This window comes from Variovorax sp. J31P179, assembly GCF_030316985.1.
GTDB lineage: Bacteria > Pseudomonadota > Gammaproteobacteria > Burkholderiales > Burkholderiaceae_C > Variovorax > Variovorax ginsengisoli_B.
In genome coordinates this window covers 563,419-588,143 of sequence record NZ_JASZYL010000001.1, presented here as the reverse complement: position 1 = coordinate 588,143, position 24,725 = coordinate 563,419, and the positions used below count along the sequence as shown (strand labels likewise).

Genomic DNA, 24,725 nt, shown 5'->3' with positions numbered 1-24,725 from the left:
GTTCGGTTTCCTTCTATCTGTTGTTCTGTTCAGGATGTCCAGCGAATGAGAGCGATCGCCAGTATGGCGAGGAACACCGTTTCGCCCAACATCAGGACGACGGGCTTCAAGCCCACCGTGGCAAGGTCGCGCAGCTGCGTCTTCATGCCGATGCCGGCGATGGCGGCCACCAGGAACCAGCGCGAGCAGTCGCTGCCGGCGTCGGTCAGGACCTTCGGAATCCAGCCGGTGCTGTTGACGGCCACCAGCAGCGCGAACGCGACGGCGAACCACGGCAGCAGCGGCGGACGCGGCCCCCCTGCCCCCTTGCCGGCGGCGCGTGTGCACATCACGGCGAACACGATCACCGGCAGCAGCATCGCCACGCGCATCAGCTTGACCAAGGTGGCGATGTCGCCGGTTTCCTTCGACATGCTGTAGCCGGCGCCAACCACCTGCGCCACGTCGTGGATCGTCGCGCCGAGAAAAATCCCGGCCGCGCGCTCGTCGAGCCCGAGGGCGTGCGCGATCATGGGATAGGCGATCATGGCGAAGGTCGACAACGCCGAGACGCCGACCACCGTGAACAGCGTCGCGCGCTCCTTCTGCGGATGCGACGGCAGCGCCGCCGCCAACGCCAGCGCGGCCGATGCCCCGCAGATCGCCGTGGCGCCGCCGCTGAGCAGGCCGAACAGCGACTGGAAGCCCATCAGCTTGGCGACCACCATCGACACCCCGATGGTCAGCACCACCGACAGCACCACCAGCAGCACCGGGTGCCAGCCCAGCGCCACCACCTGCGCGGCCGTGATGCGCAGGCCCAGCAGCGCCACGCCCCAGCGCAGCACCTGGCGCGCCGTGAACTCGATGCCGGGTTTGCAGGCACCCTCGACCGACAGGAAGTTCATCGCCATCCCGAGGATCAGCGCGAACAGCATCACCGGCGCGCCGTAGTGCTGCGACAGGAAAGTGGAGGCGGCCGCGACCACCGCGCAGGCCAGCACCCCCGGGAACAGCGTGCGGCTGCGCGCCGGCCAGGCGGCGATCGACAGGGCGGTCATGCGAACCTCATTCCGCCGTCGGCCATGAGGTGGTTGCCGTAGGCGTCGCGCAGCAGGTTCTTCTGCACCTTGCCGGTCGCGCCGAGCGGGATGCGGTCGACGAAGACCACGTCGTCGGGCGTCCACCACTTGGCGATCCGGCCGTCGTAGAAGCGGATGAGTTCCTCGCGCGTCAATTGCTGGCCGGGCTTCTTCACCACGATCAGCAGCGGGCGCTCGTCCCACTTGGCGTGGCGCGCCGCGATGCAGGCCGCCATCTCCACGGCGGGGTGCGCCATGGCGATGTTCTCGAGGTCGATGGAGCCGATCCATTCGCCGCCGGACTTGATCACGTCCTTGCTGCGGTCGGTGATCTGCATGAAGCCGTCGGCGTCGATGGTCGAGACGTCGCCGGTGGGGAACCAGCCATTGACCAGCGGGCCCGCGCCCTCGCCCTTGTAGTAGCCGGAGATCACCCAGGCGCCGCGCACCATCAGCTCGCCCGAGGCCTTGCCGTCCTGCGGCAGCTCGGCGCCGTCGGCCCCGACGATCTTCATGTCGATGCCGAACACCGAGCGGCCCTGCTTCGATTGCAACGCCAGGCGCTGCTCGCCGTCGAGCGACCGGTGGCAGGGCTTGAGCGTGCACACCGCGCCCACCGGGCTCAGCTCGGTCATGCCCCAGGCGTGCAGCACCTGCACGTCGTAGCGCTCCTGGAAGGCGCGCATCATGGCCGGCGGGCAGGCCGAGCCGCCGATGATCGTGCGGCGCATGGTGCTGAAGCGGAGGTCGTTGCTCTCCACATGGGCGAGCAGGCCCTGCCACACGGTGGGCACGCCGGCCGAGACCGTCACGCCCTCGGCCTCGAAGAGGTCGTGCAGCGACTTGCCGTCGAGCCACGGACCCGGGAACACCAGCTTGGCGCCGACCATGCACGCGATATAGGGCAGGCCCCAGGCGTTGACGTGGAACATCGGCACCACCGGCAGGATGACGTCGTTGGCCGAGCAGTTCAGCGCATCGGGCAGCGCCGCCGCATAGGTGTGCAGCATGGTCGAGCGGTGGCTGTAGAGCGCGCCCTTCGGGTTGCCGGTGGTGCCGGAGGTGTAGCACAGCGAAGAAGCCGCCTTCTCGTCGAACACCGGCCACGTGAAGTCGGGCGAATGGTCGTCGATCAGTTCCTCGTAGCACAGCAAGTTGGGCACCTTCGACTCGGCGGGCATGTGGGCGCGGTCGGTCATGGCGACGAAGGCCTTGATGGTCGATACGCGCGAGGCGATGGCCTCGATCAGCGGCAGGAAGCTCAGGTCGAAGAAGAGGATCTCGTCTTCGGCGTGGTCGGCGATCCACACCACCTGGTCGGGGTGCAGGCGCGGGTTGAGCGTGTGCAGGACCGCGCCCGAGCCAGAGGCCGCGTAGTACAGCTCCATGTGGCGATAGCCGTTCCAGGCCAGCGTGGCGACGCGTTCGCCCTTCTCGATGCCGCGCGCGGCGAGCGCGTTGGCGAGCCGGCGCGCGCGCTGGCCGAGGTCGCGGTAGGTGTAGCGGTGCAGGTCGCCTTCGACCCGGCGCGAGACGATCTGCTGGTCGCCGTGGTGGCGCTCGGCGTGGGTGAGGAGGCTGGAGATCAGCAGCGGCTGATCCATCATCAATCCGTTCATGTCGGTTTCCGTTCGTTCGTTCAAATGGACAGTGGTGGCGCGGCGGCGGCTCAGGCCGGCACGCTGCGGGGGGCGCCGGCCGGCGCGGCATGGATGTCTTCGTCGGCGCTGTCGCCGGCGCTTTGCAGGTCGGCCCCGTAGCTGCGCGAGGCAACCATGAAGGCCCAGGCGGCGAGAAGTCCGAACACAGGCATCACCATCAGGGCGTTCTGGAGCGTCCACAGGTCCGACAGCGCGCCGGCGATGAGCGGGCCCACGGCCAGTCCCAGCAGGTTCTGGAACAGCGACAGCACCGAGGCGCCGGTGGCGCGGATGCCGGGGTGGATCACGTCGATCACCACGGCGGCGACCACGCCGACGGTGCAGGTCATCAGGAAGCCGCCCAGCGCGAACAGTGCGAACTGCGCCTGCTTGCCGAGGTCCAGCCCGAGGTGGCCGGCGCCGAAGGCGAACGCCAGCACCGCCGCCGAGGCCACGCACACCGCGGCCGTCACGTGCAGCTTGGCGGCCGGATTCTTGCGGCCGGCGCGATCGGCGACCGCGCCCCAGACCACGCTGCCCAGCGCGCCGCACAGCACCACCAGCGCGGCCTTCACGCCCGCCTGTTCCGGCGCCATGCCATGCATGCGGTTGAGGTAGCTCGGCATCCAGGCCCAGATGGCCGAGACCAGGATCAGCTGCGCCGGCGCGCCGATGCAGACCCACAACAAGGTGCGCGAACGCGCCAGCCGCTTCACGATGGCGCGTGCCGTGCCCTGGGTCGAACGGGTGGCCTGTTCGATGCTCGGCGTGAGCGCCACCGTGCGGTAGTCACGGACCCGGGTGTAGAGCAGCGCCAGGATCAGGCCCGGCACGCCGACGACGCCGAAGGCCGCCTGCCAGCCCCATTTGGCGGCGATGAGGCCGCCGAGCATCACGCCCAGCACCGAGCCGACCGACGCCGAGGCGAAGAAGGCCGCCATCAGCGCGCCGCGCATGCGGGCCGGGAAATGGCTGGCGATGAGGGCCGCACCGACCGAGCCGTAGCCCGCCTCGCCCAATCCCACCGCGGCACGCGCGGCCAGGAGTTGGCCATAGTTGCGAGTGAACATGCAGCTGATCGAGGCCAGGCTCCAGATCGTGGCCATCGCGACGATGCTCTTCACCCGGCTGAAGCGGTCGGCGAACAGCGCGATCGGGATCGCGCCCAGTGCCACCGTCACCGAGACGGCCGACACCAGCGCGCCGAGTTGCTTGTCCGACAGGCCCCAGGCCTCCTTCAGGTGCGGGAACAGCGACACGATCACCTGGCGATCGATGTAGTCGACCATCATCAGCCCGATGGTCATGGCAAAGGCGAACCAGGCCTGGCGCGGACCGATCAGGTAGCCGTCGGCCGTGCCCGGCTTCGCGTCGTGGGAATGCAGATCCATGGTCTTCCCCTCAGGGCACCAGCACGGTCGCGCCGGTGGTTGCGCGCGATTCGAGCGCGCGGTGCGCGTCGGCGGCATCGGCCAGTGCGAAGCTCTGCTTGGGTTCGCTGACGATGCGGCCCGCCAGCACATGGCCGAACAGCTCCTCGGCCATCGCCAGCATGTGGGTGCGCGGCGTGATGTAGTGCATCATCGCCGGGCGCGTGACCCAGATCGAGCCCTTCACCGCCAGCGTCTGCGAGTCGATCACCACCGGCCCCGAGGTGGTGCCGTTGCTGATCAGCGAACCGCGCGGCTGCAGGCTGTCGAGCGAGGCTTCCAGCGTGTCCTTGCCCACCGAGTCGTACACCACCGGCACGCCCTTGCCGTCGGTGATCTCGCGCACCCGCTTCGCGATGTTCTCGCGCGAGGTCACGATGGTGTGTGCGCAGCCGTTGGCCTTCGCGATGGCGGCCTTCTCGTCGGTGCTGACGGTGCCGATCATCGTCACGCCCATCGCGCGCGCCCACTGGCAGGCGATCAGGCCGACGCCGCCGGCGGCCGCGTGATAGAGGATTGTTTCGCCGCCCTTCAGCGGGAAGACCTGGCGGAACAGATACTGCGCCGTCATGCCCTTCATCATCAAGGTCGAGGCCGTGCGGTCGGACACGCCTTCAGGCAGCGGGATCAGCAGCTCGGCCGGCATCACGCGCGCTTCCGAGTACGCGCCCTGGGGGCCGATCAGGTAGCCCACGCGGTCGCCCACGCGGATGTCGGTCACGCCGGGGCCCACGGCCTCGACCACGCCCACGGCGTCGGAGCCGAGCCCGTTGGGCAGCGGCAGTGGATAGCGGCCGGTGCGGAAGTAGATGTCGATGAAGTTGACTGCGATGTAGGTGTGGCGCACGCGCGCCTGGCCCGGGCCGGGTTCGCCGACATCGACGTTCTCCAGCCTGAGGACTTCCGGTCCGCCGGTTTCATGAAAGCGAATGGCCTTGGCCATGATGTGTCTCCTTGGTATCTGATTTCAGCGGTGCGAAAGCTCGGCGATGAACAGCTCGGCGCGGGGCCAGTCGCCGAAGCCCGAGGCGGGGTTCAGGTGGCCGACCTCGCCGAGGTCGACCAGGCGGCTGCCCCAGTCGCGGGCCAGTTCCGCCACCCGGCCGTAGTCGGCCAGCGGATCGTTGCGGCTCGCCGCCACGATGCTCGGGAAAGGCAGCGTCCGGCGCGGCACCGGCAGCCAGCCGCTGGCGCGCAAGTCATCGACCGTGGGGTAGCCCTCGGGCATCGGCCGATCGAAGTCCGGCGGCGCGGCCAGCAGCGCGCCATGGACGGCCCGCTTGGTCTGGCGCGCCCAGTGCGCGACCATCACGCAGCCGCCGCTGTGCGCCACCAGGATCAAGGGGCCCTCGACGGCCTGCGCCTCGCGCTCGATCGCGGCCACGCGCGTCGCGCAGTCGAGGTCGGCCCGGCCCATCGGCGGCACGCAGCGCACCGGACCGCCCCGCGCCGCCAGGCGCGCGGCCAGCAGCGTCTGCCAGTGGGCGCCGACGTGGTCGCGCAGGCCGGGGACGATGAGCACGGTGGTCATGGGGGATGCTCCGCTCACCTTCAGGCCACGCGGCGCAGGTAGCCCTGCTGGCGCCCCTTCGGGTTGGGCGCGAAGCCGTTGGCGGCCAGCGTCTCCTCGACGGTGTCGTAGAACACGCCGATCTTCAGGATCTCGCGAGCTTCCTTGCCGTTGGCGACTTCGCGGCCGAACTCGCGCGCCATGCGCACCAGCTGCTCGATCTGCTGCACCGAGGTCATCTTCTCGGTGCGCGACTGGTTCCAGAGGTTGTCCTCGATGCCGCAGCGCACATGCAGGCCCAGCGCCATGCCGATCATGTTGATCGGCAGCACGTTGCGCATGCTGCTTTCCACGGTCAGCATCGAGCCGTCCGGAATCGCACGCAGGAAGTTCGTCAGGTTGTAGGGGTTGGGCGCATCCATGCCGCCGCTGATCGCCACCCAGTTCATCACCAGCGGGCCCTTGTAGACGCCGCGGCGGATCAGCCGCTCCACCGTTTCGTAGCTGTTGATGTTGTAGAACTGGAAGGCGCTCTGGATGCCGGCGGCGCTCAGGCGGCGCACATGCTCCTCGATGAAGCCGGGGCCCGAGGGCACGATCATCTCGCGGTAGGCCGCGTTGGTCTGGGCCTCGGCCAGCGAGGTGCCGGCGATGTCCTCGGCCTCCATGTGCTCCAGCACGTTCATCTGCGTCGTGTTGACGGTGACCGTGACCTGGTCCGGCTTCGGGTCGAGCTCGGCCAGCATGTGGCGCGTGTCGTCGTGCAGCCACTTGGCGTTGGCGCCGTCGCTCTCGGGAGCGAAGGAGATCGAGCCGCCGACCTGGATCACCATGTCGGGCACTGCCTTGCGCACGCCGGCAATCAGCTCGTTGAACATCGACAGGCGCTTGGAGCCCTTGCCGTCCAGCTCGCGCACATGCAGGTGCAGCACGCTGGCGCCGGCGTTGTAGCAGTCGATCGCCTTCTGGATCTGCTGTTCCATGGTCACAGGGATGTCCTGCGGGAAGTCGGAGGGGATCCACTCGGGACCGTAGGGCGCCACGGTGATCACCAGCTTGTCCTGGTTCTCCGGGAAGAGGGAGCCGTCGAGGAAGTTCATGGTTGGTCTTTCAGTTGCGTGTTGGATGAGGGGTTCAGTAGGTGGCTGTGCCGATGATTCCGGCGCGTTCCATCTTTCGGTGGCAGGGCGGGTAGTCCATGACCGCGTAGTGCTGGGTGCTGCGGTTGTCCCAGAAGGCGACGCTGTTCTTCTTCCAGCGCCAGCGCACCTGGAACTCGGGGATCGCGGCCTGGCTGACCAGGTAGTTCAGCAGCTGGCCGGCGGCCGGCGCGTAGTCCTGGCCGAAGCGCACGTTCGCCGGCGTGTGGAAGTTGGTGAAGTGCGTGGTGAAGGCGTTGACGAAGAGGATCTTCTCGCCCGTTTCCGGATGGGTGCGCACCACCGGGTGCTCCGCATCGGGGAACTGCGCGTGCAGCGCGAGGCGCTTCTCGATCGGCATCGCCGCGCCGAAGCTGGCCTCGATGCTGTGACGGGCGCGCAGGCCCTCGATCTTGCGCTGAATGTCTTCCGGCAGACGGGCGTAGGCCTCGACCATGTTCACCCAGATGGTGTCGCCGCCGACTTCCGGCGTTTCGACGCAGCGCAGCACGCAGCCGAAGGGCGGCTTCTCGCGCCAGGTGGCGTCGGTGTGGAAGGCGTTCTCGTAGCGGTCGTTGGGCGTGTCGGGCGACTTGTAGATCCGGACCAGGCCGGGGTGCTCGGGGTCGCTGCCGGCCACGGGATGGTCTTCGAGTTCGCCGAAGTGGCGGGCGAAGGCCACGTGCTCGGCGCGCGAGAAGTCCTGGTCGCGCAGGAACAGCACCTTGTGCTTGAGCAGCAGCGCGCGGATCTCGGCCACCGTGTCGGCGTCGCGCGAGGCGGCGCCGAGGTCCACGTTGCGCAGCTCGGCGCCGATGGTGCAGGTCAGCGGTTCGACCTGGATGGATGTCTTCAGTGCCGCGCTGGACACTACGGCGGGTGCGCCTTTCAGGGGCGCGGCTTCGGTTGTTGAGGGCATGTCTTGTCTCCGTCTGGCGGGAGGCCGCTTGAGCGCGAATTCCCAAGCCCGAAGAATAGGATTCGGCGCCCTTTCCGAGCCCCTCCTTGCAGGAGGGGGGAGGCCCCTTCCGCTAGGGCGCCGGCTGGAGCAGCCCGAGGATGCGGGCGCGGACGACGACTTCCTTGCGCGTGCCGGCGTCCAGCTTGGCCAGCAGGTTCTTGACGTGCCACTTGACCGTGGTTTCGCCCACCTGCATGGCGCGCCCGATCTCCTTGTTGGACAGGCTGCGCGCCAGCAGCTCCATCACCTCGCGCTCCTTGGGCGTCAGCACCATGCCGCGCACCGCCGGAGGCCGGGGCGTTTCGGCGGCCGGCACCGGACGCGTCGGCGCGGCCACGGCCGGCGCCACCGGCGCATGCTCGTCGCCTTCGCCGGCGACCTGCCTGGCCCATGCGCCCAGGTCCGGATGGGCGTCCTCGAAAATGCGCACGAGGCCGTAACTTTGAGCCAGGTCGATCGCCTCGCGCAGCATCGGGGCGGCGCGTTTCTCGCCGCAACGGTCGAGTGCGAAGGCGCGCAGGCCGAGGATCTCGATCTCCAGCCGGCCTTGCCGCACCACCTGCACGAGTTCGCTGGCCTGGGTCAGCGGCGCCAGGGCGCCGCGCCAGTCCTGGGCCGCGATCGCCGCGTAGCCGTGGGCCAGATCGCGCATCGCGTCCACGCTGCGCCGCCAGAGCCGCCCCTGCGGCAGGGCCGGGTCGGCCAGCAGGGCGTCGATGCGCTGGCACAGTTCCCGGCAGCGCTGCGCCCGAAAGCGTCGGGCATGCAGGCGCACCAGCTCCACCAGGCTGGCGATGCGAAGCCGCGGCAGCGCGCGTGCCGAGCCCGCCGCGTCGAGCGCGCCGAGCAGTTCCACCGCCCGGTGCTCGGCGCCCTCGGCCACCGCCATGCGGGCCATCGTCCGGTAGGCCAGCAGCAGCGCTTCAGGCAGCCCGCTGCGCTCCAGCACGTCGAGCCGGTCGGCCAGCAGCGCGGCGGCATCGACCGGGCGGCCGCGCTCCCACAGCGCGGCGGCAAGGAGGGCGGCGAGCATGCACACGAAGCTGTTGCGCCGCCCCAGGTCGGCTTCGGCGCTGGCCACGGCCGGATGCAGCAGGCTCTCGACCAGCCGGACCTGGCCTTCCCAGACATAGGAGAGGGCGATGATGAGCTCGCCCCAGCGCCCGATGAAGCCCTGCCCGCGGCCGAAATCCCCGCGCGGCGACTGCTGCTGGCGCAGCCGCGCCAGCGCCGGATCGCCCTCGAGCAGCGTCCGGTAGGCGGTGCGATTGGCGTGCACCTGCAGCAGCAGCGGATCGCGCAGAGGCGGCGCCTCGGCCCAGGGGTCGTGCAGCGCCGCGAAGCGGTCCGGGTCGTCCGCGAACACCGCCCCGCCGCTCAGGATCAACGCGCATTCGCAGCGCAGGGGGGCATCGGGCGCGTGCTGCGGCTGCGCCAGGATCCGGTCGACCAGCCGGCCGGCGTCTTCATGGCGTTCGCTGGTGGCGAGCGTCCAGGCCGCGGCCAGCAGCAGCCGCGGCCGGCGGTCCAGTTCGTCGGGCGGCAGTTGCGCCAGCCATTCGAGCACCACGCCCTGCCGGCCGTGGGTCATGATCGATTCGTAGAGGCTGCGCTCGGCCAGCTCGTAGGCCCGCTCGCGCTGGCCGGCGACCAGCGCGTGGCGGGCCGCGTCCTCGAGCATGCCGCGCTCGGCCAACCACCCGGACGCCCGGGCATGGGCTCCGGCCTGCACCTCCGGGGGGAGCGCGCCGAAGCCCTCGCGCAGCACATCGCGCGCCAGCGCGTGCATGCGCAGCCAGTCGCCCTGCTCCGCCGCCACGAACACCGGCGTGTCGCGGCTCAGTCGCGCCAGCCGCTCCGTCGCATCGTCCATGCCGGCGACCTGCCGGCACAGCTCCGGGTGCAGATGGTCGAGGATCGCGATGCGGGTGAGGAACTCGCGGTCGCGCGCATCGAGATTGGCCAGCAGCATCGCCAGGAACTGCTCGCGCAGCTGCCCGCCAAGGGCGCTCATCCCCGCCACGTCGGCCCGCGCGTCGGTGCCGCGCGCCAGCACGGTGAGCGAGAGCTGCAGTCCCAGCGGCCAGCCCTCCGTGAGGGCGTGCAGCCGGGCGGCGGTGTCGTTGTCGACGCTGGCACCGAAGCGGCCGTGGATCAGTTCCAGCGTCTCTTCGAGCCTGAAGCGCAGCATCGCCGGCCCGACCACCACGCACTGCCCATAGGCGATCAGGTCGTCGATGTCCAGGTTGCAGTCGGGCCGGCTGGCGATCACGGTGCGCAGGTTGGGTGGCGCATTGCGCAGCAGGTAGGCCAGCGCCTCGCGCGACGCCGCCGGCAGGCGCTCCGCCTCGTCCACCACCAGCACCACGTCGAGCGCCGTCTGCGCCAGTTCCGCCAGCCAGATGGTGATGCCCTCGAGGCCGCTCGGCGCTGCCGCGTCGAGCAGCACGTGGCCGAAAGTGGAGCGCCCCGACGCCCGCCGCACCGCCAGCGCCAGCGCCTGCGCCAGGCGCTGCGGCGTGTCGCGCGCCTGCGCCGAGACCCATGCCACCACCAGGCCGTGCGCGAGATGCTCGAGCCGCCATTGGGCCAGCAGCGAGGTCTTGCCGAAGCCCGCCGGCGCCTGCAGCAGGATGGCCGGGACATCGCGGAACGCCGGGTCGGCCGCCAGCAGCCGCGGCCGCGCCACCAGATGGCGCGGCACTCTCGGCGGCGAGACCCGCAGCAGCAGGTCGTCGCTGCCGCCGTCGGGACGGGTGGTGTCGGGAATCAATTGGGCCCTCGCTGCGTGGAGGGCGCCGGCGGAACCGCGCCCGCGCCTACTGTACGTCGACCTTTCTCCAGCCCGCATCGGGGTCGAACCGGGTCATCGCCCGTGCGGCGGCGTCCGTGCCGGCGCCCAGGTTCTTCTCGTAGAGCACCCCGTCGTGGTTGACCATGAAGCTCATCACGCCGGTCTCGCCGTACTTGACAGGCCAGGCGACCAGCGCGAAGCCGCCGCGCATGCGATTGCCGATGACGTAGTCGTAGGCGCCGCCGGGTGCGTTCGGACCCTGCGCCTTGAGGATCTTGAAGTGGTAGCCGTGGTAGCCCTCGCCGGCCCGGGCCGGGGCGTAGAGCGGGCCCAGCGGACTCTCCGCCTCGCCGGGGCCGGTGTGCCAGTACAGGCCGTCGTGCTTGCCCGGCGTGCTGGCGAACTTCTGGGCGAACTCGAGCACGCCGTTGCCGTCGCGGTCGACCTGCGCGTACTCCCGCTGGGCATCGAAGTAGGCGAGCGCGGCCCGCATGGCGGCCAGCTCGTTGCGGCCGATGCGGCGCGTCTGCATCTGGTCGGCGCCGGCGCGCGGGTCGAAGTGCCAGCCGCCCGCGCCCTTGACGATCGGGATCGGCAAGGTCCAGCCACTGTCGCCCGCCCCCAGCAACGCCCGGTCGGGCCCGTCGGGCACCACCTTGTGCTGCTTGGCGTAGGCGCCCAGGAAGTCGTAAATGTCCTCGCGATCGACCTCGCCCGCCGGCACGAAGCGTCGCCAGTCGTTGCCGAGCACCGTCTGCAGCGCCTTCTGGTCGTTGTCCGCCAGCGCCCGGAAGAAGGCCTCCGAGGCCGCCTCGGGACTGGGGTACGCGCGCTGCGCGAAAGCGGGGGCGGAAAGCGCCAGCATGAGTGTGGCCATCGCAGCAGCCGCTGCTGCCCTGGTGCGCATCGGATTCAGCATGTTCGAGCCTCGCATGAAGTGGAGTGGGTTCATCGCCGTCATCGCTCGCGCGCCTAGCGCCGGCCTCCGCCGCCGCCGCGTCCGCCGCCACCACCGCCCCTCATGCCGCCGCCGCCACCGCCGCCGGCGCGCGCGCCACCGCCCGCATGGCCACCGCCGTAGGAACCGCCGCTCGGCCGTGCACCGCCGCCGGCATGCGCACCGCCACCCCCGTAGCCACCGCCGCCCGCACGCGCCCCGCCGCCACCGGCCCCGCCCATCGACTGGCGGCTCGCGTTGCCGCGATCGGCCTGTTGCCGCGCCTGGGCGCCGCCATCGCCCGCGCCGCGCAGGGCATTGTCGGAGCCGCCCCGATGCTGGACCTGCTCGCGGCCGCCGGCGCCGCCCCGATCGAAGCCGCCGCCCTGTCCGCCCTGCCCGCCGCGGTCGAAGCCGCCGCCGGCCCCGCCCTGGCCGCCCCGCTGGCCGCCGCGGTCGACGGCCTGCTGCGCCCGTTCACGCGTGCCCGGATCGTTGCGCAGGTTCTCGCGACCCTGCCCCGGGTCCATGCCCCGCTGCTGGAGCGAGGACTGCGCCTGCTGCCGCTGCGCATCGCGGCCCGCGTTGTCGCGGCCGCGGTAGTCCTGGCGCTGGCCCGGATCGCCGGCGTTGCGGCCGTACTGCTGCTGGCTGCGCGAATCGCGGTAAGGCACGCCCTTGCGATTGGCGGCGTTGTGCTGGAAGTTGGTCTGGTTGGCCGCGATCTGGCGGTTGGTGTTGATGCTGTTGTAGCGGTTGACGTTGACGTTCACGTTGCCGCCGCCCCAGTTCGCATTGCCCCAGAGCGCACCCACGGCGGCCACGCCGACGCCGAAGGCGATGCCGGTGGCGAGCGCGGCGCCCGGGTAGTAGGCCGGGTAGGGCGGGTAGTAGTACGGCGGATAGGCCGGATAGGGCCAGGCGCCATAGACCACGGTCGGGTTGTAGGCCGGCACGTAGACCACTTCCGGGTTCGTGGGCTCGATCTTGATCACGGTCTGCTGCGTCTGCGGTTCCTGCTCGACGATCACCTTCTGCTGCTCGGTCGTCTTGAGGCTGCCCTGCTGCTGGGCCTTGGTCCGCAGCCGCTGGGCCGAGTCGAGCACGTCCTTGGACGAGGCCAGGAAGGCGTCGCCGAGGTTCTGCGTCCAGTCGGGCTGGTCGCCCATCATCTGGATCACCTGCGGGAAGGCGACCAGCGACTGCACGCTCGGGTCCCAGGGCTTGTCCTGCACCGCCTTCACGGCGGCATCACCCTGCTGCTTGGAATTCGCCTTCGACCATTTCGCGGCGTCGACCACGTCCGCTGGGTAGGTGGAGGCCATCAGCACCTGCGACAGCAGCGAATCCGGATAGAGCGCGATAGGCGCCATCATCTGGTCGAGCTGTTCCCGGCTGAAGGTGGGCGCCTGCTGCGCCGTCACCAGGGACGCCGACACCAGCAGCGAGATCGACACTGCCAGCATGCGCGTGAAGCGGGTCGCAACAGAGAACATGGGCACTCCTCTTCAGGTTGGCAGCCAGCATACGGGGGTATGCCGGAGGCCGCAATTGGCTGACGGTAGGCAGTCGATGGGCAACTCACTACGATCGCGGGACGATCGATCGGAGTCACGAATGAAGTTCATCATCACCTTCCTGCGGGTCGCGGCATTGGGCGCCGCCCTGGTTGCCAGTGGCTGCTACTACCCGCCGCCCGCGTACCCCGTGACCGTGGGGGCCCCGGCCAGCTTCGACCGATCGTTCGCGGCCGCGGCCGGCGCGATGCGCGACCAGGGGCTGGCGATCGGCACCGAAGACCGCAGCGCCGGCATGATCATCGGAACGGCGGGCAGCGCCACGGTGTCGGCCAGCGTGCGCCAGCAGGCGGACGGCAGTGTCCGCGTCCAGTTCGACGCCACCGGCGCGCGCGATCCCGCGCTCATCGATCGGGTCTCGCGCAGCTACGACGCCCGCATGGGTCGCTGACCTCGCGCCGCTTGGGTGTGCGTTCGCCATCGCGCTAGACCCCGCCACCCAGGGCCAGGTACAGATTGGCCCGCTGGGCCAGCTGCTCGCTCTGCACCCGCAGCCTCGACGTCCGCGCCGCATAGAGCGCCAGCTGGCTCTGCTCGACCGTGCGCAGGTCCGCCGTGCCCACCTGGTATTGAATCCGCGCCAGCCGCAGCGCCTCCTCGTTGTCGCGGATCGCGGCCGTCAGGACGGCCTCGCGTTCGCGCAGGATCGATTCCGTGCCCAGCGCGGTCTCGACCTCGCTGAACGCCTTTTGCCCCGCGCGCGCGTATTCGGCCACTGCCTGCTTCTGCTCGGCCGACCGGATCTCGACCTGGGCCCGCAGCGCGCCACCCTGGTAGATCGGTGCGATCAGGTTCGCGCCCAGGCTCCACACCGGGCTGCTGACGTCCTTCAGGACGATCAGTTCGCTCGACACGTTGCTGCCGCCTGCAGTGAGCCTTATCTTCGGCAGCTGCGCGGCCTTGGCTTCGCCCACCCGATTGAAGGCGGCCGCCACGCGACGCTCGGCCGCGACCATGTCCGGCCGGCGCTCCAGCACTTCCGAGGGAACCCCGACAGGCAGCGGCGGCGGCATGCGCGACAGCTGGTCCGCGACCGCGATCTCCGCGCCCGGGTAGCGGCCGACCAGCAGCTCCAGCGCGCGCAAGGCCTGTTCGCGCGACAGCTCGACCTGCTTCAGCGTGTCGCGATAGCCGTTGACGCTCGCCCGCGCCTGCGCCGACGAAAGTGCCGTTCCGTTGCCGATCCGCAACCGGTCGTCGGCCAGGCGCATCAAGCCCTCGGAAGAGCTGAGCGAATCCTTCGCGATCGCCCGCTGCATGCCGGCCTCGACCGCCAGGAACCAGCTCTTCGCGACCATCGCGGCCAGCGACTGGCGCGCGTAGGCGTAGTCGGCCTCGGCCGCGGCGAGCTGCTCGCGCGAGGCCGCGCTTTCATAGCGCAGCCGGCCCCAGACATCGAGTTCGAGCGAGGCATTCAGGAAGACGCCATTGAGCCCGCCCCCGCCGCCCGACTTGTCGCCGCCCAGGGCAGCCAGGCCGACCGACGGCAGCAGGCCGCCGGACGCCACCTTGACGTAGCCCGCCGCCTGTTCGACCCGGGCCGCGGCGACCTGCAGGTCGGCGTTGTAGGCCAGTGCTTCGTTGACCAGCGTTGTCAGCGCCGGTTCCTCGAAGGAGGCGAGCCAGTGATCGGCCACCGGTGTCGAGACGCCGCCGCCGGCCCGGAATGCCTCGGGCATCGGCCCCTGCTGCAGCACCTCCTTGCGAAGGTCGTCGGTGGTCGGCGGCGGCTTGAGCGCGCAGCCCGCCAGCGCCGCCGCGAGCGGCGCCGCCAGGACCCAGGGACGAAGCGAGGGCATGGACATCAGTGCAGTTTCAGCACGAGGTAGTTGGTGATCGAGCCGACGCGCAGGATCACCATGCGCAGGATATGGATGGCCGCGACGTGTGCGGTGTAGATCGCGCCCTGCCCATCCGCGCCGGCGGCGAGGAAGAGCCCGGCGTCGGGCTCGTCGACGATCAGCTTGACCGGAAAGCGGCCCGGCACCTGCGGGAACGCGCCGGTCTGCGGCAGCGTGCCCGACTGCTGCACCTGCCCCTGGCCCTGCGCCCACACGATGGAGTCGACCGTCGCGCTGATGATGCGGCCTGGATAGGTCTTGAGCGTGAACTCCGCCTTGTCGCCGGGCTCGACCAGCCGCAGCTCGTTCTGGTCGAAGAGCGCGATCACCTGGTAGGTTTCCTCGACGAAACTCATCGCCGGCGAGAACGGCACCGAGACCACGAAGGAGCCCGGCCGCAACTGGACATTGATCGCATACCCGTTGGAAGGCGCGTAGACGGCCGTCTGGTCGAGGTTCCATTGCGCATTGCCCAGCTCGGCCCGGCTGAGGTCGACCTGCGCCTTGGCGGTCGCGAGCTGGGCCCGCGATGTGGCGACCGACGCCTGCTCACCGTTGACCTGCGCCGCCAGCCGCTGGGAGACCTGCGTCTCGTTGGCGGCGGCGGTCGCGATCTGGCCCTGCAACTCGGCCAGCGTGGATTCGGCCTGCTCGAGGGCGAAGCGCTCGCCCGCGCCAGTGGCGACCAGTTCGCGGTTCTGGCGCACCCGCAGGCGGGCCAGTTCGAGCTTGGGCTGCAGCGCCTTGACCTGGCCGGTGGCGGCCTTCAGCTGCTCCTGCAGCTGGCGGGCGCCGGCCGAGGCATCGACCAGCGAGGCGCCGGCCGCTGCGAACTTCGCCTCGTCGGACGCCAGCTTGGCCTTGGCAGCGTTGAGTTCGTTCTCGTACTGGGTCGGGTCGATGCGAAACAGCAGCTCGCCCTTCTTCACGAGCCGGTTGGGCTCGACCGGCACCTCGAGCACACGGCCACGCACCTGCGGCACCACCTGCACCACGTACTTGAGCACGCGCACGTCGGCGGTCGACGGCGCGACGACGTTGAGCGTGAGGATCAGGATCGACAGCGCGACGATCGGGATGATCACCACCGTGACCTGCCACGCGGTGTTCCATGGCAGCCACTTCAGCTTGATGAAGATCAGCCAGACGAAGAAGGCATAGATGCCGAGGAGAAGGATGTCCATCAGGTGCTCGCGTCTCGGGTGGCGTCCGCCTCGGCGCGCCGCGCCTGCAGCGCCGCGGCCAGGTTCCGGCGCACCTGCTTGAGTTCGGCGGACAGCGCGCCCTTGGCCTCCATCGCATCGAGTTCCTCGCGCAGGTGCGCGATCTCGTGCTCCAGCAGCTCGCCCGCGTGCGCCTTCTCGCTCTGCTCGTGGAAGTAGTCGTCGTGCTTCTCGGTGCCGTAGGCGGCCTGGTAGCCCACCGGCTTGACGAAGGCCCACAGCCAGGCCAGCGGCCACAGCATGCCGCCGAACACCAGCGACAGCAGGCACAGCGTCTTGATGGCATCGCGCTGCGGGTGATGCCGCTTGTGCGCGATCTTCTCGGGCAGCACGTGCACCATCCAGAACAGCACGATCACGGCGATGGGCACGACGAAGACGACGAACCAGGCGATGCCGGTGGCGGCGGAGGCCAGCATGTCGGGCGGCAGGAAGGACGCATGCGCCGCCGGCGCCGCAATGAGTGCGCCGATGCCAAGCAGGCGCGGCGGATGGGAGCGCTTCGCCGCATGTTCCCTGAGTGCGAGAGTCATTTTTTTCCAATCAGGACCGGTTGCGAGCCATCGCCCGAAGCGTCACGACCGGCCAGCGGCTAGGCGATTGAAGAGGGGCATCCGTTCGTTCCCGGTGTGGCGGCGTGGTCGGCTGCTCTTCAGTAACGCTCTTCGATGAAGCGCATCGGATGGTTGGACTCGCGGTAGCCGTCCGCCTTCTGCCGCTTGGGCAGCTTGATCTTCTCGCGATGCACCTCCCGGTACGGCACCTGGCTCAGCAAGTGCGAAATGATGTTGAGGCGGGCCCGGCGCTTGTCGTCGGACCGCGCGACGTTCCACGGGGCGAACTCGGTGTCGGACGCCGCGAACATGTCGTCACGCGCGCGTGAATAGTCGTACCAGCGGCTGTAGGACTTGAGGTCCATCGGCGTCAGCTTCCAGATCTTGCGCCCGTCGTCGATGCGCTCCTCGAGCCGCCGGGTCTGCTCCTCGGGACTCACCTCGAGCCAGTACTTGACGAGGATGATGCCGGAGTCGACCATCACCCGCTCGACCTTCGGGATCGCCTCGAGGAAGCCCTTGACGGCCTCGTCGCTGCAGAAGCCCATGACCCGCTCGACACCCGCGCGGTTGTACCAGCTGCGGTCGAAGATGACCACCTCGCCGGCCGCCGGCAGGTGCGGCAGATAGCGCTGAACGTACATCTGGCTCTTCTCGCGCTCGGTCGGCGCGGACAGCGCGACCACCCGGAACACGCGAGGGCTCACGCGCTCGGTGATCGCCTTGATGGTGCCGCCCTTGCCCGCGCCGTCGCGCCCCTCGAACACGATGCACACCCTCAGGCCCTTGTGCACCACCCACTGCTGCAGCTTGACGAGCTCGACGTGCAAGCGTTCGAGCTCCTTGTCGTACTGCCGGCGGCCGAGCGTGCCCTTGGTCGTCTCGGCATCCTTGGGTTTGGCCTCGTCGTGCACCGCAACGGCTTCGTGCTCCTGCTTGTCCGACGGTTTGTGTTTCTGCGCCATGGCAACCTCGCTCGTCATTGTTGTGCGTCGAACGTAGCGCAGCCGACCGGGGGCGCAAATCCTACTTTGGTCGGATTTCCTCGGCGGCGCTGCGCAAGGTCATCCCCAGGCCGCCTCACCCGCCCAGCAGCGCCGGCACGATGTCGACGAACAGGATCTTGATGATCGTCATGCCCGGAAAGATCATCGCGTAGCCGATGTCCGGCTTGTCGGTGGGCGCCAGCTTGTTGGCATAGGCAAGGATGGCCGGATTGCCGCAGGCCCCGGCCACGATGCCGGCGACCTCGTCGTAGGGCATCTTGAAGACGCCCAGGCCCAGCAGCAGGATCGGCAGCACCAGCGCCACCACCACGATCGCGCCGAGGCCGAGCATCAGGAAGCCCGTCTGCGACACCGTGGCGGCGAACTTGGGCCCCGAGGCCATGCCCACCTGGGCCAGGAACAGCGTCAGGCCGAGGTTGCGCAGCACCAGGTTGGCCGACAGCGGGATGGTCCAGTTCAATCCGCCGGTGCGGCGCATCTTGCCGAGCACCAGCGCCACGATCAGCACGCCCGAAAGCCCCAGCGCGAGCTTGCCGACTCCCGGCAGCGGGAAGTTGATCGCCCCGAGCAGAAAGCCCAGCGCCATCCCGAAGCCGATCGAGATGTAGCTGAATTCGGCCGTGCCCTTGATCGAATCGCCGAAGAACTTGCGCAGCGCGGCGAAGTCGTCGCGGTGCGCCAGCATGCCGATGCGGTCGCCGAACTCCAGCACCAGGTCGGGCCTCGGCATGATGTCGGCGTCGCCGCGCCGGACCTGGACCAGCGCGTGGGGCCGGCCCTCCGGCAATTTCAGGTCGCCCAGGCTGCGGCCGACCACGGCCGCACGCGAAGCGAAGATGCGCACGTAGTCGAGGTCGCGGCGGTCGCCGGTCACGCGGCCGTGATGGACCTCGCCGAGTTGCTTGGCGGCCTGCTCCAGCGCCTCGCGGCTCGGCCCCGTGACCAGCAGCACGTCGTTGGCCGCCAGCGCCATCGAGCGCGAGGCCGGCAGGTTGTGGTGCGCCCGCCGCAGCGCCGCGATGTCGATGCCGGCGGGCAGTCCGGCGAGCAGGTCGCCGATCGTCTTGCCCTTCAGCGCCGAGTCCTCGGGCGCGATCTCGAGCATCTCGATGCCGCCGCCCGTGGGCGCCTGGATCTTCGGCTTGAGGACCATGAAGCAGATGTAAAGGAAGAGGATCGGCCCCGCCACACCCAGCGGATAGGCCACCGAATAGCCGACCGCCGGATCGTCGTTGCCCAGTTGCACGATGGCGGCCTGCAAGGTCGGCGTGCTGGTGCCGGCACCCGCGAACAGTCCCAGCGCGTGCCCGAGCGGCAGGCTCGACAGCTTCATGAACAGCACGCTCACGATGCCGGACAGCAGCACGCCGGTGAGCGCGATCAGGTTGGCCCGGCGGCCGTTGGCGCTGGTCAACCCGACGAAGAACTGCTTGCCGTACTGCACGCCGACGGCATACAGGAACAGCGCCAGCCCCAGGGTTCCGACCATCGGCGCGGGCGCCGACTTCGGCGCCAGCCAGCCCATGAACAAGGCCACGAACAGCACCGCGCCGACGCCGAGCGAGAAGCCCTTGATGTTGACCTCGCCCAGCAGGTAGCCGAGCGCGATGGTGAGGAACAGCGCCATCATCGGCTGCTGCACGAGTATGTTGCTCAATGTCTCCAAGGTCTTCTCCTCGTTGTTCTTGGTTCTGGTCCGGGATTCGTTTCAGTAGACCGTGAGACCGCGGCTGCGGAACTGGCCGCGCACCCTTTCGGCGAGTTCCGGCGACGGCGGCTCGACGTCCTTCAGCGGGTAGTCGAGTCCGAGCCGCTGCCATTTGTCGCGCCCCATCTGGTGGAAGCGCAGGATTTCGACCCGCTCCAGCGACTTCAGCCCGGCGCACACCTCGGCAACCTTCTCGACGTTGTCGAATCCGTCGGTGAGGCCCGGCACCAGCACGTAGCGCACCCACATCGGCCGGCCCAGGTCGGAGAGCCGGCGCGCGTAGTCGAGCGTCGGCTGCAGCGGCTGCCCGGTGACCTGCTGGTAGATCGCCGGGTCGCCCGACTTGATGTCGAGCAGGTGCAGGTCGATCTGGCTCAGCTCCTCGTCCGTCATGCGCTCGCCCAGGCGGCCGGAGGTGTCGATGCAGGTGTGCAGCCCGAGCTGCTTGCAGCGCCTGAAGATCTGCATCGCGAACGCCTTCTGCACCATCGGCTCGCCGCCCGACAGCGTGATGCCGCCGCGGCTGATCTTCAGCACCTGCGCGTACTTCGCGATCTGCTGCATCGCCCGTGCCACCGTCACCGGCTTGCCGTTTTGGCGGTGCCAGGTGTCGGGGTTGTGGCAGTACTGGCAGCGCAGGAAGCAGCCCGTGAGAAAGGCGACGAAGCGGATGCCCGGCCCGTCGACGGTGCTGCCCACCTCCCAGGAGTGGACGTAGCCGACGATGTCCTCGCCGGTGTCCGGCGCCTGCTCGAGATCCGCCGCGTGGATCGTGTAGTAGTCCTGCGACTTGGTTTCCGCCGCCCACTTCCGCGCGACGTGCAGCTCGTAGCGGCTGCCGCTCAGTGACTGGCCCATGGGGTGCTCCGGGCCGGCCTACATCGCGCCGTGGAAGGTGCGGTTGATCACGTCGAGCTGCTGTTCCTTCGTGAGCTTGATGAAGTTCACCGCGTAGCCGGAGACGCGGATCGTGAGCTGCGGATAGTTCTCCGGATGGGCCATCGCGTCCTGCAAGGTCTCGCGGTTGAGCACGTTGATGTTGACGTGGAAGCCGCCGCTCGCGAAGTAGGCGTCGAGGGCGCCGGTGCCGCGCGTGAGGCGCTCCTCCTCGCTGCCGAGCGCCGAGGGCACCACCGACAGCGTCAGCGAGATGCCGTCCTCCGCGTCGTCGTAGGGGATCTTGGCGACCGACATCAGCGCCGCCAGCGCACCGTGCGTGTCGCGCCCGTTGGACGGGTTCGCGCCCGGCGCGAACGGCTCGCCCTTCTTGCGGCCGTCCGGCGTGTTGCCCGTGCCCTTGCCGTAGACCACGTTCGAGGTGATCGTGAGCACCGACTGCGTGTGCACCGCATTGCGGTAGCTCGGGTACATGCGGATCTTGTTCATCATCATCGACACCAGCTCGGTCGCGATGCCGTCGACCCGGTCGTCGTTGTTGCCGAAGCACGGGAAATCACCGGTCGTCTGGTAGTCGACGATGAGCCCGCGCTCGTCGCGCACCGGCCGCACCTGCGCGTAGCGGATCGCCGACAGGCTGTCCGCCGCGTGCGACAGGCCCGCGATGCCGCAGGCCAGCGTGCGCAGCACGTCGCGATCGTGCAGCGCCATCTCGATCGCCTCGTAGCAGTACTTGTCGTGCATGTAGTGGATGACGTTGAGCGCGTTGACGTAGGTCTTGGCGAGCCAGTCCAGCATCGGGTCCAGCCGCTTCATCACCTCGTCGTAGTCGAGCAGGTCGCCGGTGATGGGCGCGAGCATCGGCCCGACCTGCTCGCCGGTCAGCTCGTCGCGCCCGCCGTTGAGCGCGTAGAGCAGCGTTTTCGGCAGGTTGACCCGGGCGCCGAAGAACTGCATCTGCTTGCCCAGCCGCATCGCCGAGACGCAGCAGGCGATGGCGCAGTCGTCGCCCCACTTGGGTCGCATCAGGTCGTCGGATTCGTACTGGATCGAGCTGGTGTCGATCGAGATCTTGACCGCGAAGCGCTTGAAGCCCTCGGGCAGGCGCGGCGACCAGAACACCGTGAGGTTCGGCTCCGGCGCCGGCCCGAGGTTGTTGAGCGTGTGCAGCATCCGGAAGGCCGACTTGGTGACCAGCGTGCGGCCGTCCTCGCCCATGCCGCCTTCCACCTCCGTGACCCACACCGGGTCGCCGGAGAACAGCTGGTTGTATTCCGGGGCGCGCAGGAAACGCACCAGCCGCCACTTGATGACCAGGTCGTCGATGATCTCCTGGGCCTGGGTTTCGGTCAGCGTGCCTTCGCGCAGGTCGCGCTCGAAGTAGATGTCCCAGAAGGTGGAGAGCCGGCCGGCGGACATCGCGGCGCCGTTCTGCTGCTTGATCGCGGCGAGGTAGGCGAAGTACGTCCACTGCACGGCCTCGCGCGCATTGTTGGCCGGCACGGAGATGTCGAAGCCGTAGCGCGACCCCATCTCCTTCAGCTCCTCGAGCGAGCGGATCTGCTCGGACAGTTCCTCGCGCAGGCGAATGGTCTCCTCGGTCGAATGGCGCTCGTCGAGTTCGTGCTTCTCGCGCGCCTTGTCGGCCAGCAGGAAGTCGACGCCGTAGAGCGCCACCCGGCGGTAGTCGCCGACGATGCGCCCGCGTCCGTAGGCGTCCGGCAGGCCGGTGATGACGTGCGACGAACGCGCCTTGCGGATCTCCGGCGTGTAGGCATCGAAGACGCCGGCGTTGTGGGTCTTGCGGTACTTGGTGAAGACGTCGACCAGCGCCGGGTCGGGCTCGTAGCCGTAGGCGCGCAAGCTGTCTTCGACCACGCGCCAGCCGCCGAAGGGCATGATCGCGCGCACCAGCGGCGCGTCGGTCTGCAGGCCGACGATGATCTCGTTGTCGCGGTCGATGTAGCCGGCCGCGTGCGCGAGGATGCCCGACGGCACCTGCGAGACGCCGAGGATGCCCTTCTCGCGCTCCTTCGCGAGCAGCGGCGCCAGGGTCTGCCACATGGTCTTGGTGCGCGCGGTCGGGCCTTGCAAGAAGGCGTGGTCGCCCTCGTAGGGCGTGTAGTTGCGCTGGATGAACTCGCGCACGTTGACGCGGTCCTGCCACATGCCGGGCGTGAAGCCACGCCATGGGCCGTCAGCCTTGCGGCTCGAGAGGTCGAATGCGAACTGGGTTTCCATTTTTGTCTCCTTTCAGGCTTCCGGCGCCGGTCGTGTCGTCGCGCTGTTGTTCAAGGGGGCCCGGCGATGGCTCCGCGGCCAGGTCGGCGGCCTCGCAGATCCGCACGAGTTCGGCGACCGAATGCACGCCCACCTTCTCCATGACGCGCCCCCGGTGCTGCTTGACGGTCTGCTCCGCGATCAGCAGGTCGGCCGCGATCTGCTTGTTCAGGCGCCCCCTGACCACGTGGCGCATGATTTCGCGCTCGCGCGGCGACAGGCGGGCGATCCGCTCCTTGGCCGCGTCCTGCGCCAGCGCCTGCCGGCGCTCGCCGGCGCGGCGCTCGACCGCGCGGCGCAGCGCCGCGAGCAGGACCTCGCCGTCCACCGGCTTCTCGAGGAAGTCCGCCGCGCCGCGCTTCATCGCGTCGACGCCGGCCGCGACATCGCTGCGCCCGGTGATGAAGATGACCGGCGGCGCGCAGCCGCCTTCGAGCAGGCGCCGATGCAGTTGCGGCCCGAAGAGGCCCGGCATCTGCACGTCGAGCAGGATGCAGGCCGGCTCGCCCGCTGGAGGGTTGCCGAGGAACTCCTCGGCCGAGGCATAGCCGACGCCGCGCCAGCCGGCCCCGTCGAGCAGGCGCAGCAGGCTGCCGCGCACCTCGGGGTCGTCGTCGATGACGCACACCACCGCCTCCCCGCCGGCCTGGCTCGCGGGAACGGCGGCAGCGGCCATGGGCTCGTCGCGAGCCGGCTGCGACGCAGCGCGATCGAGCGCGGCCGCCGGCAGTTCGACGCTGAAGGTGGCGCCGCCTTCCGGATTCGACTCGGCCCAGATGCGGCCGCCGTGCGCCTCGACGATGGAGCGGCAGATGGCGAGCCCGAGGCCCAGTCCTTCCTGCCCGGTGGTCCAGAAGGGCTCGAAGATCGAACCCAGGTCCTGCGGTGCGATGCCCTTGCCGGCGTCGCGCACCGACATCCGTACCTTGCCTTCTTCGCCCCGCGACACCTGCAGCCGGACCAGGCGCGACGCCGGCGGTGCGTCCCGCACCGCCGCGGCCGCATTGAGCAGCAGGTTGAGGCCCACCTGTTCCATCTGCACCTTGTCCGCCAGCACCCAGCAGGCGGGGTCGAAGGCGGTCTCGAGGCGCACGCCGTGGCCCGCGAACTCGCTGTCCAGCAGGCGCTCGGCCTCGCCCAGTGCGGCCGCGAGGTCGATGCGCTCGCGCCGGGTCTCGTCGCGGCGGATCAGGGCCCGCATGGTGCGGATGGTCTCGGCCGCGCGCTTGCCTTCGCGCACCACCGATCCGAGGATGTCCTGGATCGCCTCGGGCGCCGCATCCCCGCGCGCGAGGTACTGGAGCCCGGCCTGGGCGTTGCTGAGGATGGCCGCGAGCGGCTGGTTGACCTCGTGGGCGATCGCCGCGGTGAGCGCTCCCACGCGCTGCACGCGGTCGGCATGCCAGATGCGGTGGCGCAGCTGCCGCACTTCCTCCTCCGAGCGCGCGAGGGCGACCGAACCGCCGAGCAGGTCGCCGACGATGCGCAGCCGGTCGACCATCTCGGGAGGCCAGCTGCGCGCCCTGCGGACGGCGGCGAACGACAGCACGCTGGTCACGCGCCCGCCGATGCGCACCGGGATCGAGATGTGCGAGCGCAGGCCGGTGCGCCGGCAGTGCTCGGCCTCCTCGATCGCCTCGGGCGGCAGTTCGTCCGGCAGGTTCGACAGCGCCACGATGCGGCCGCTTCGCAGCGCGTCGATGAACCACCGGAACGGTTGCTGGAACCGGCCGCGGGGCAAGGCACCGAAATCGGCCGAACCCACGGAGCACAGCACGTTCAGGTAGTCGCCGGCGACGAACTCGGAGAAGGTGCAGCGGTCACAGTCGAGGAACGCGAGCAGCCGGCTCAGCGCCCATTCGGTGCGGGCCAGGACATCGGGCTCGGCGATGTCGCCCAGGCGCTCGGACAGCTGGGCCAGCAGGCGCTCGAAGGCGTGCCGCTCCAGCAGCACGGCTTCCGCCCGCCCTTGGGCAGCGTGGACGGCCGCAGCCGAACTGGCCTGTGCCTGGCGCATCGATTCCTCCTCGCGCGGATCGCGGGTTGTCGTACATGGCAGCCTGTCGCAGCGCCACCCGCAACGCGCCAGGCGTGCCGAGGGCCGGAATTCCGCACGATGATGATTCCCGACCTCGATCCCTGTCAAGCGAAGAGCAGGGCCCATGC

The 24,725-nt window shown here is 69.7% G+C and carries 19 protein-coding genes; 1 reads left to right on the top strand and 18 read right to left on the bottom strand.

The genetic code is table 11. From position 1 onward, the window contains the following. Positions 1–29: 29 nt before the first annotated feature. From QTI17_RS02810 to QTI17_RS02765, 10 genes are all read right to left on the bottom strand, one after another. The gene (locus QTI17_RS02810; protein WP_286530856.1) at positions 30–1,040 is read right to left on the bottom strand and encodes a YeiH family protein; all 1,011 of its coding nucleotides are present in this window, start codon (positions 1,038–1,040) and stop codon (positions 30–32) included. Further along, positions 1,037–2,680 carry a 3-(methylthio)propionyl-CoA ligase gene (locus tag QTI17_RS02805; protein ID WP_286530855.1) on the bottom strand — a complete coding sequence of 548 codons (1,644 nt, stop codon included), beginning with the start codon at positions 2,678–2,680 and terminating at the stop codon, positions 1,037–1,039. Before QTI17_RS02805 ends, QTI17_RS02810 begins: the two co-directional genes overlap by 4 nt. Positions 2,681–2,730: 50 nt before the next feature. Continuing rightward, positions 2,731–4,092 (bottom strand): MFS transporter, encoded by a 1,362-nt coding sequence (locus QTI17_RS02800; protein ID WP_286530854.1) that lies wholly within the window; start codon positions 4,090–4,092, stop codon positions 2,731–2,733. 10 nt (positions 4,093–4,102) lie between these two features. Continuing rightward, positions 4,103–5,074 carry a quinone oxidoreductase family protein gene (locus tag QTI17_RS02795; protein WP_286530853.1) on the bottom strand — a complete coding sequence of 324 codons (972 nt, stop codon included), beginning with the start codon at positions 5,072–5,074 and terminating at the stop codon, positions 4,103–4,105. A gap of 24 nt (positions 5,075–5,098) precedes the next feature. After that, positions 5,099–5,662 carry an RBBP9/YdeN family alpha/beta hydrolase gene (locus QTI17_RS02790; protein WP_286530852.1) on the bottom strand — a complete coding sequence of 188 codons (564 nt, stop codon included), beginning with the start codon at positions 5,660–5,662 and terminating at the stop codon, positions 5,099–5,101. Between the two features lie 20 nt (positions 5,663–5,682). Then, entirely contained in the window at positions 5,683–6,741 is a 1,059-nt protein-coding gene (locus QTI17_RS02785) for a beta-keto acid cleavage family enzyme (protein WP_286530851.1), read from the bottom strand. Between the two features lie 34 nt (positions 6,742–6,775). Further along, the gene (locus QTI17_RS02780) at positions 6,776–7,624 is read right to left on the bottom strand and encodes a TauD/TfdA dioxygenase family protein (protein ID WP_286531319.1); all 849 of its coding nucleotides are present in this window, start codon (positions 7,622–7,624) and stop codon (positions 6,776–6,778) included. A 187-nt stretch (positions 7,625–7,811) separates the two neighbouring features. Continuing rightward, positions 7,812–10,592, bottom strand: a complete 2,781-nt coding sequence (locus QTI17_RS02775; RefSeq protein WP_503011011.1) for a winged helix-turn-helix domain-containing protein — start codon at positions 10,590–10,592, stop codon at positions 7,812–7,814. Continuing rightward, a complete protein-coding gene (locus tag QTI17_RS02770) occupies positions 10,561–11,487 on the bottom strand; it encodes a DUF2950 domain-containing protein (protein ID WP_286530849.1) in 927 nt (308 codons plus the stop codon). Before QTI17_RS02770 ends, QTI17_RS02775 begins: the two co-directional genes overlap by 32 nt. Before the next feature lie 20 nt (positions 11,488–11,507). After that, entirely contained in the window at positions 11,508–12,968 is a 1,461-nt protein-coding gene (locus QTI17_RS02765; protein ID WP_286530848.1) for a DUF3300 domain-containing protein, read from the bottom strand. 121 nt (positions 12,969–13,089) lie between these two features. Here QTI17_RS02765 and QTI17_RS02760 point away from each other — a divergent pair, with 121 nt between their 5' ends. After that, positions 13,090–13,440, top strand: coding sequence for a hypothetical protein (locus QTI17_RS02760; protein WP_286520631.1), 351 nt, complete (start codon positions 13,090–13,092; stop codon positions 13,438–13,440). Positions 13,441–13,474: 34 nt separating this feature from the next. On the opposite strand, the gene QTI17_RS02755 is transcribed toward QTI17_RS02760, so the two are convergent. The 8 genes from QTI17_RS02755 to QTI17_RS02720 form a co-directional block, all read right to left on the bottom strand. Continuing rightward, positions 13,475–14,854 (bottom strand): TolC family protein, encoded by a 1,380-nt coding sequence (locus tag QTI17_RS02755; protein WP_286530847.1) that lies wholly within the window; start codon positions 14,852–14,854, stop codon positions 13,475–13,477. Then, a complete protein-coding gene (locus QTI17_RS02750) occupies positions 14,854–16,074 on the bottom strand; it encodes an HlyD family secretion protein (RefSeq protein WP_286530846.1) in 1,221 nt (406 codons plus the stop codon). The genes QTI17_RS02755 and QTI17_RS02750 overlap by 1 nt, the downstream gene beginning before the upstream one ends. Further along, complete coding sequence (locus QTI17_RS02745) at positions 16,074–16,646, bottom strand: DUF3302 domain-containing protein (RefSeq protein ID WP_286530845.1); 573 nt, start codon at positions 16,644–16,646, stop codon at positions 16,074–16,076. Before QTI17_RS02745 ends, QTI17_RS02750 begins: the two co-directional genes overlap by 1 nt. Before the next feature lie 119 nt (positions 16,647–16,765). Then, complete coding sequence (ppk2, locus tag QTI17_RS02740) at positions 16,766–17,632, bottom strand: polyphosphate kinase 2 (protein WP_286530844.1); 867 nt, start codon at positions 17,630–17,632, stop codon at positions 16,766–16,768. Between the two features lie 115 nt (positions 17,633–17,747). Further along, positions 17,748–19,340 (bottom strand): aspartate:alanine exchanger family transporter, encoded by a 1,593-nt coding sequence (locus QTI17_RS02735; RefSeq protein ID WP_286530843.1) that lies wholly within the window; start codon positions 19,338–19,340, stop codon positions 17,748–17,750. A 42-nt stretch (positions 19,341–19,382) separates the two neighbouring features. Then, positions 19,383–20,240, bottom strand: coding sequence for a pyruvate formate-lyase-activating protein (gene pflA / locus QTI17_RS02730; protein ID WP_286530842.1), 858 nt, complete (start codon positions 20,238–20,240; stop codon positions 19,383–19,385). A gap of 18 nt (positions 20,241–20,258) precedes the next feature. Beyond that, positions 20,259–22,520: a formate C-acetyltransferase gene (pflB, locus tag QTI17_RS02725; RefSeq protein WP_286530841.1), complete on the bottom strand. Its 2,262-nt coding sequence runs from the start codon at positions 22,518–22,520 to the stop codon at positions 20,259–20,261. Next, positions 22,477–24,576 (bottom strand): ATP-binding protein, encoded by a 2,100-nt coding sequence (locus QTI17_RS02720; RefSeq protein WP_286530840.1) that lies wholly within the window; start codon positions 24,574–24,576, stop codon positions 22,477–22,479. The genes pflB and QTI17_RS02720 overlap by 44 nt, the downstream gene beginning before the upstream one ends. Between the last annotated feature and the right edge of the window lie 149 nt (positions 24,577–24,725).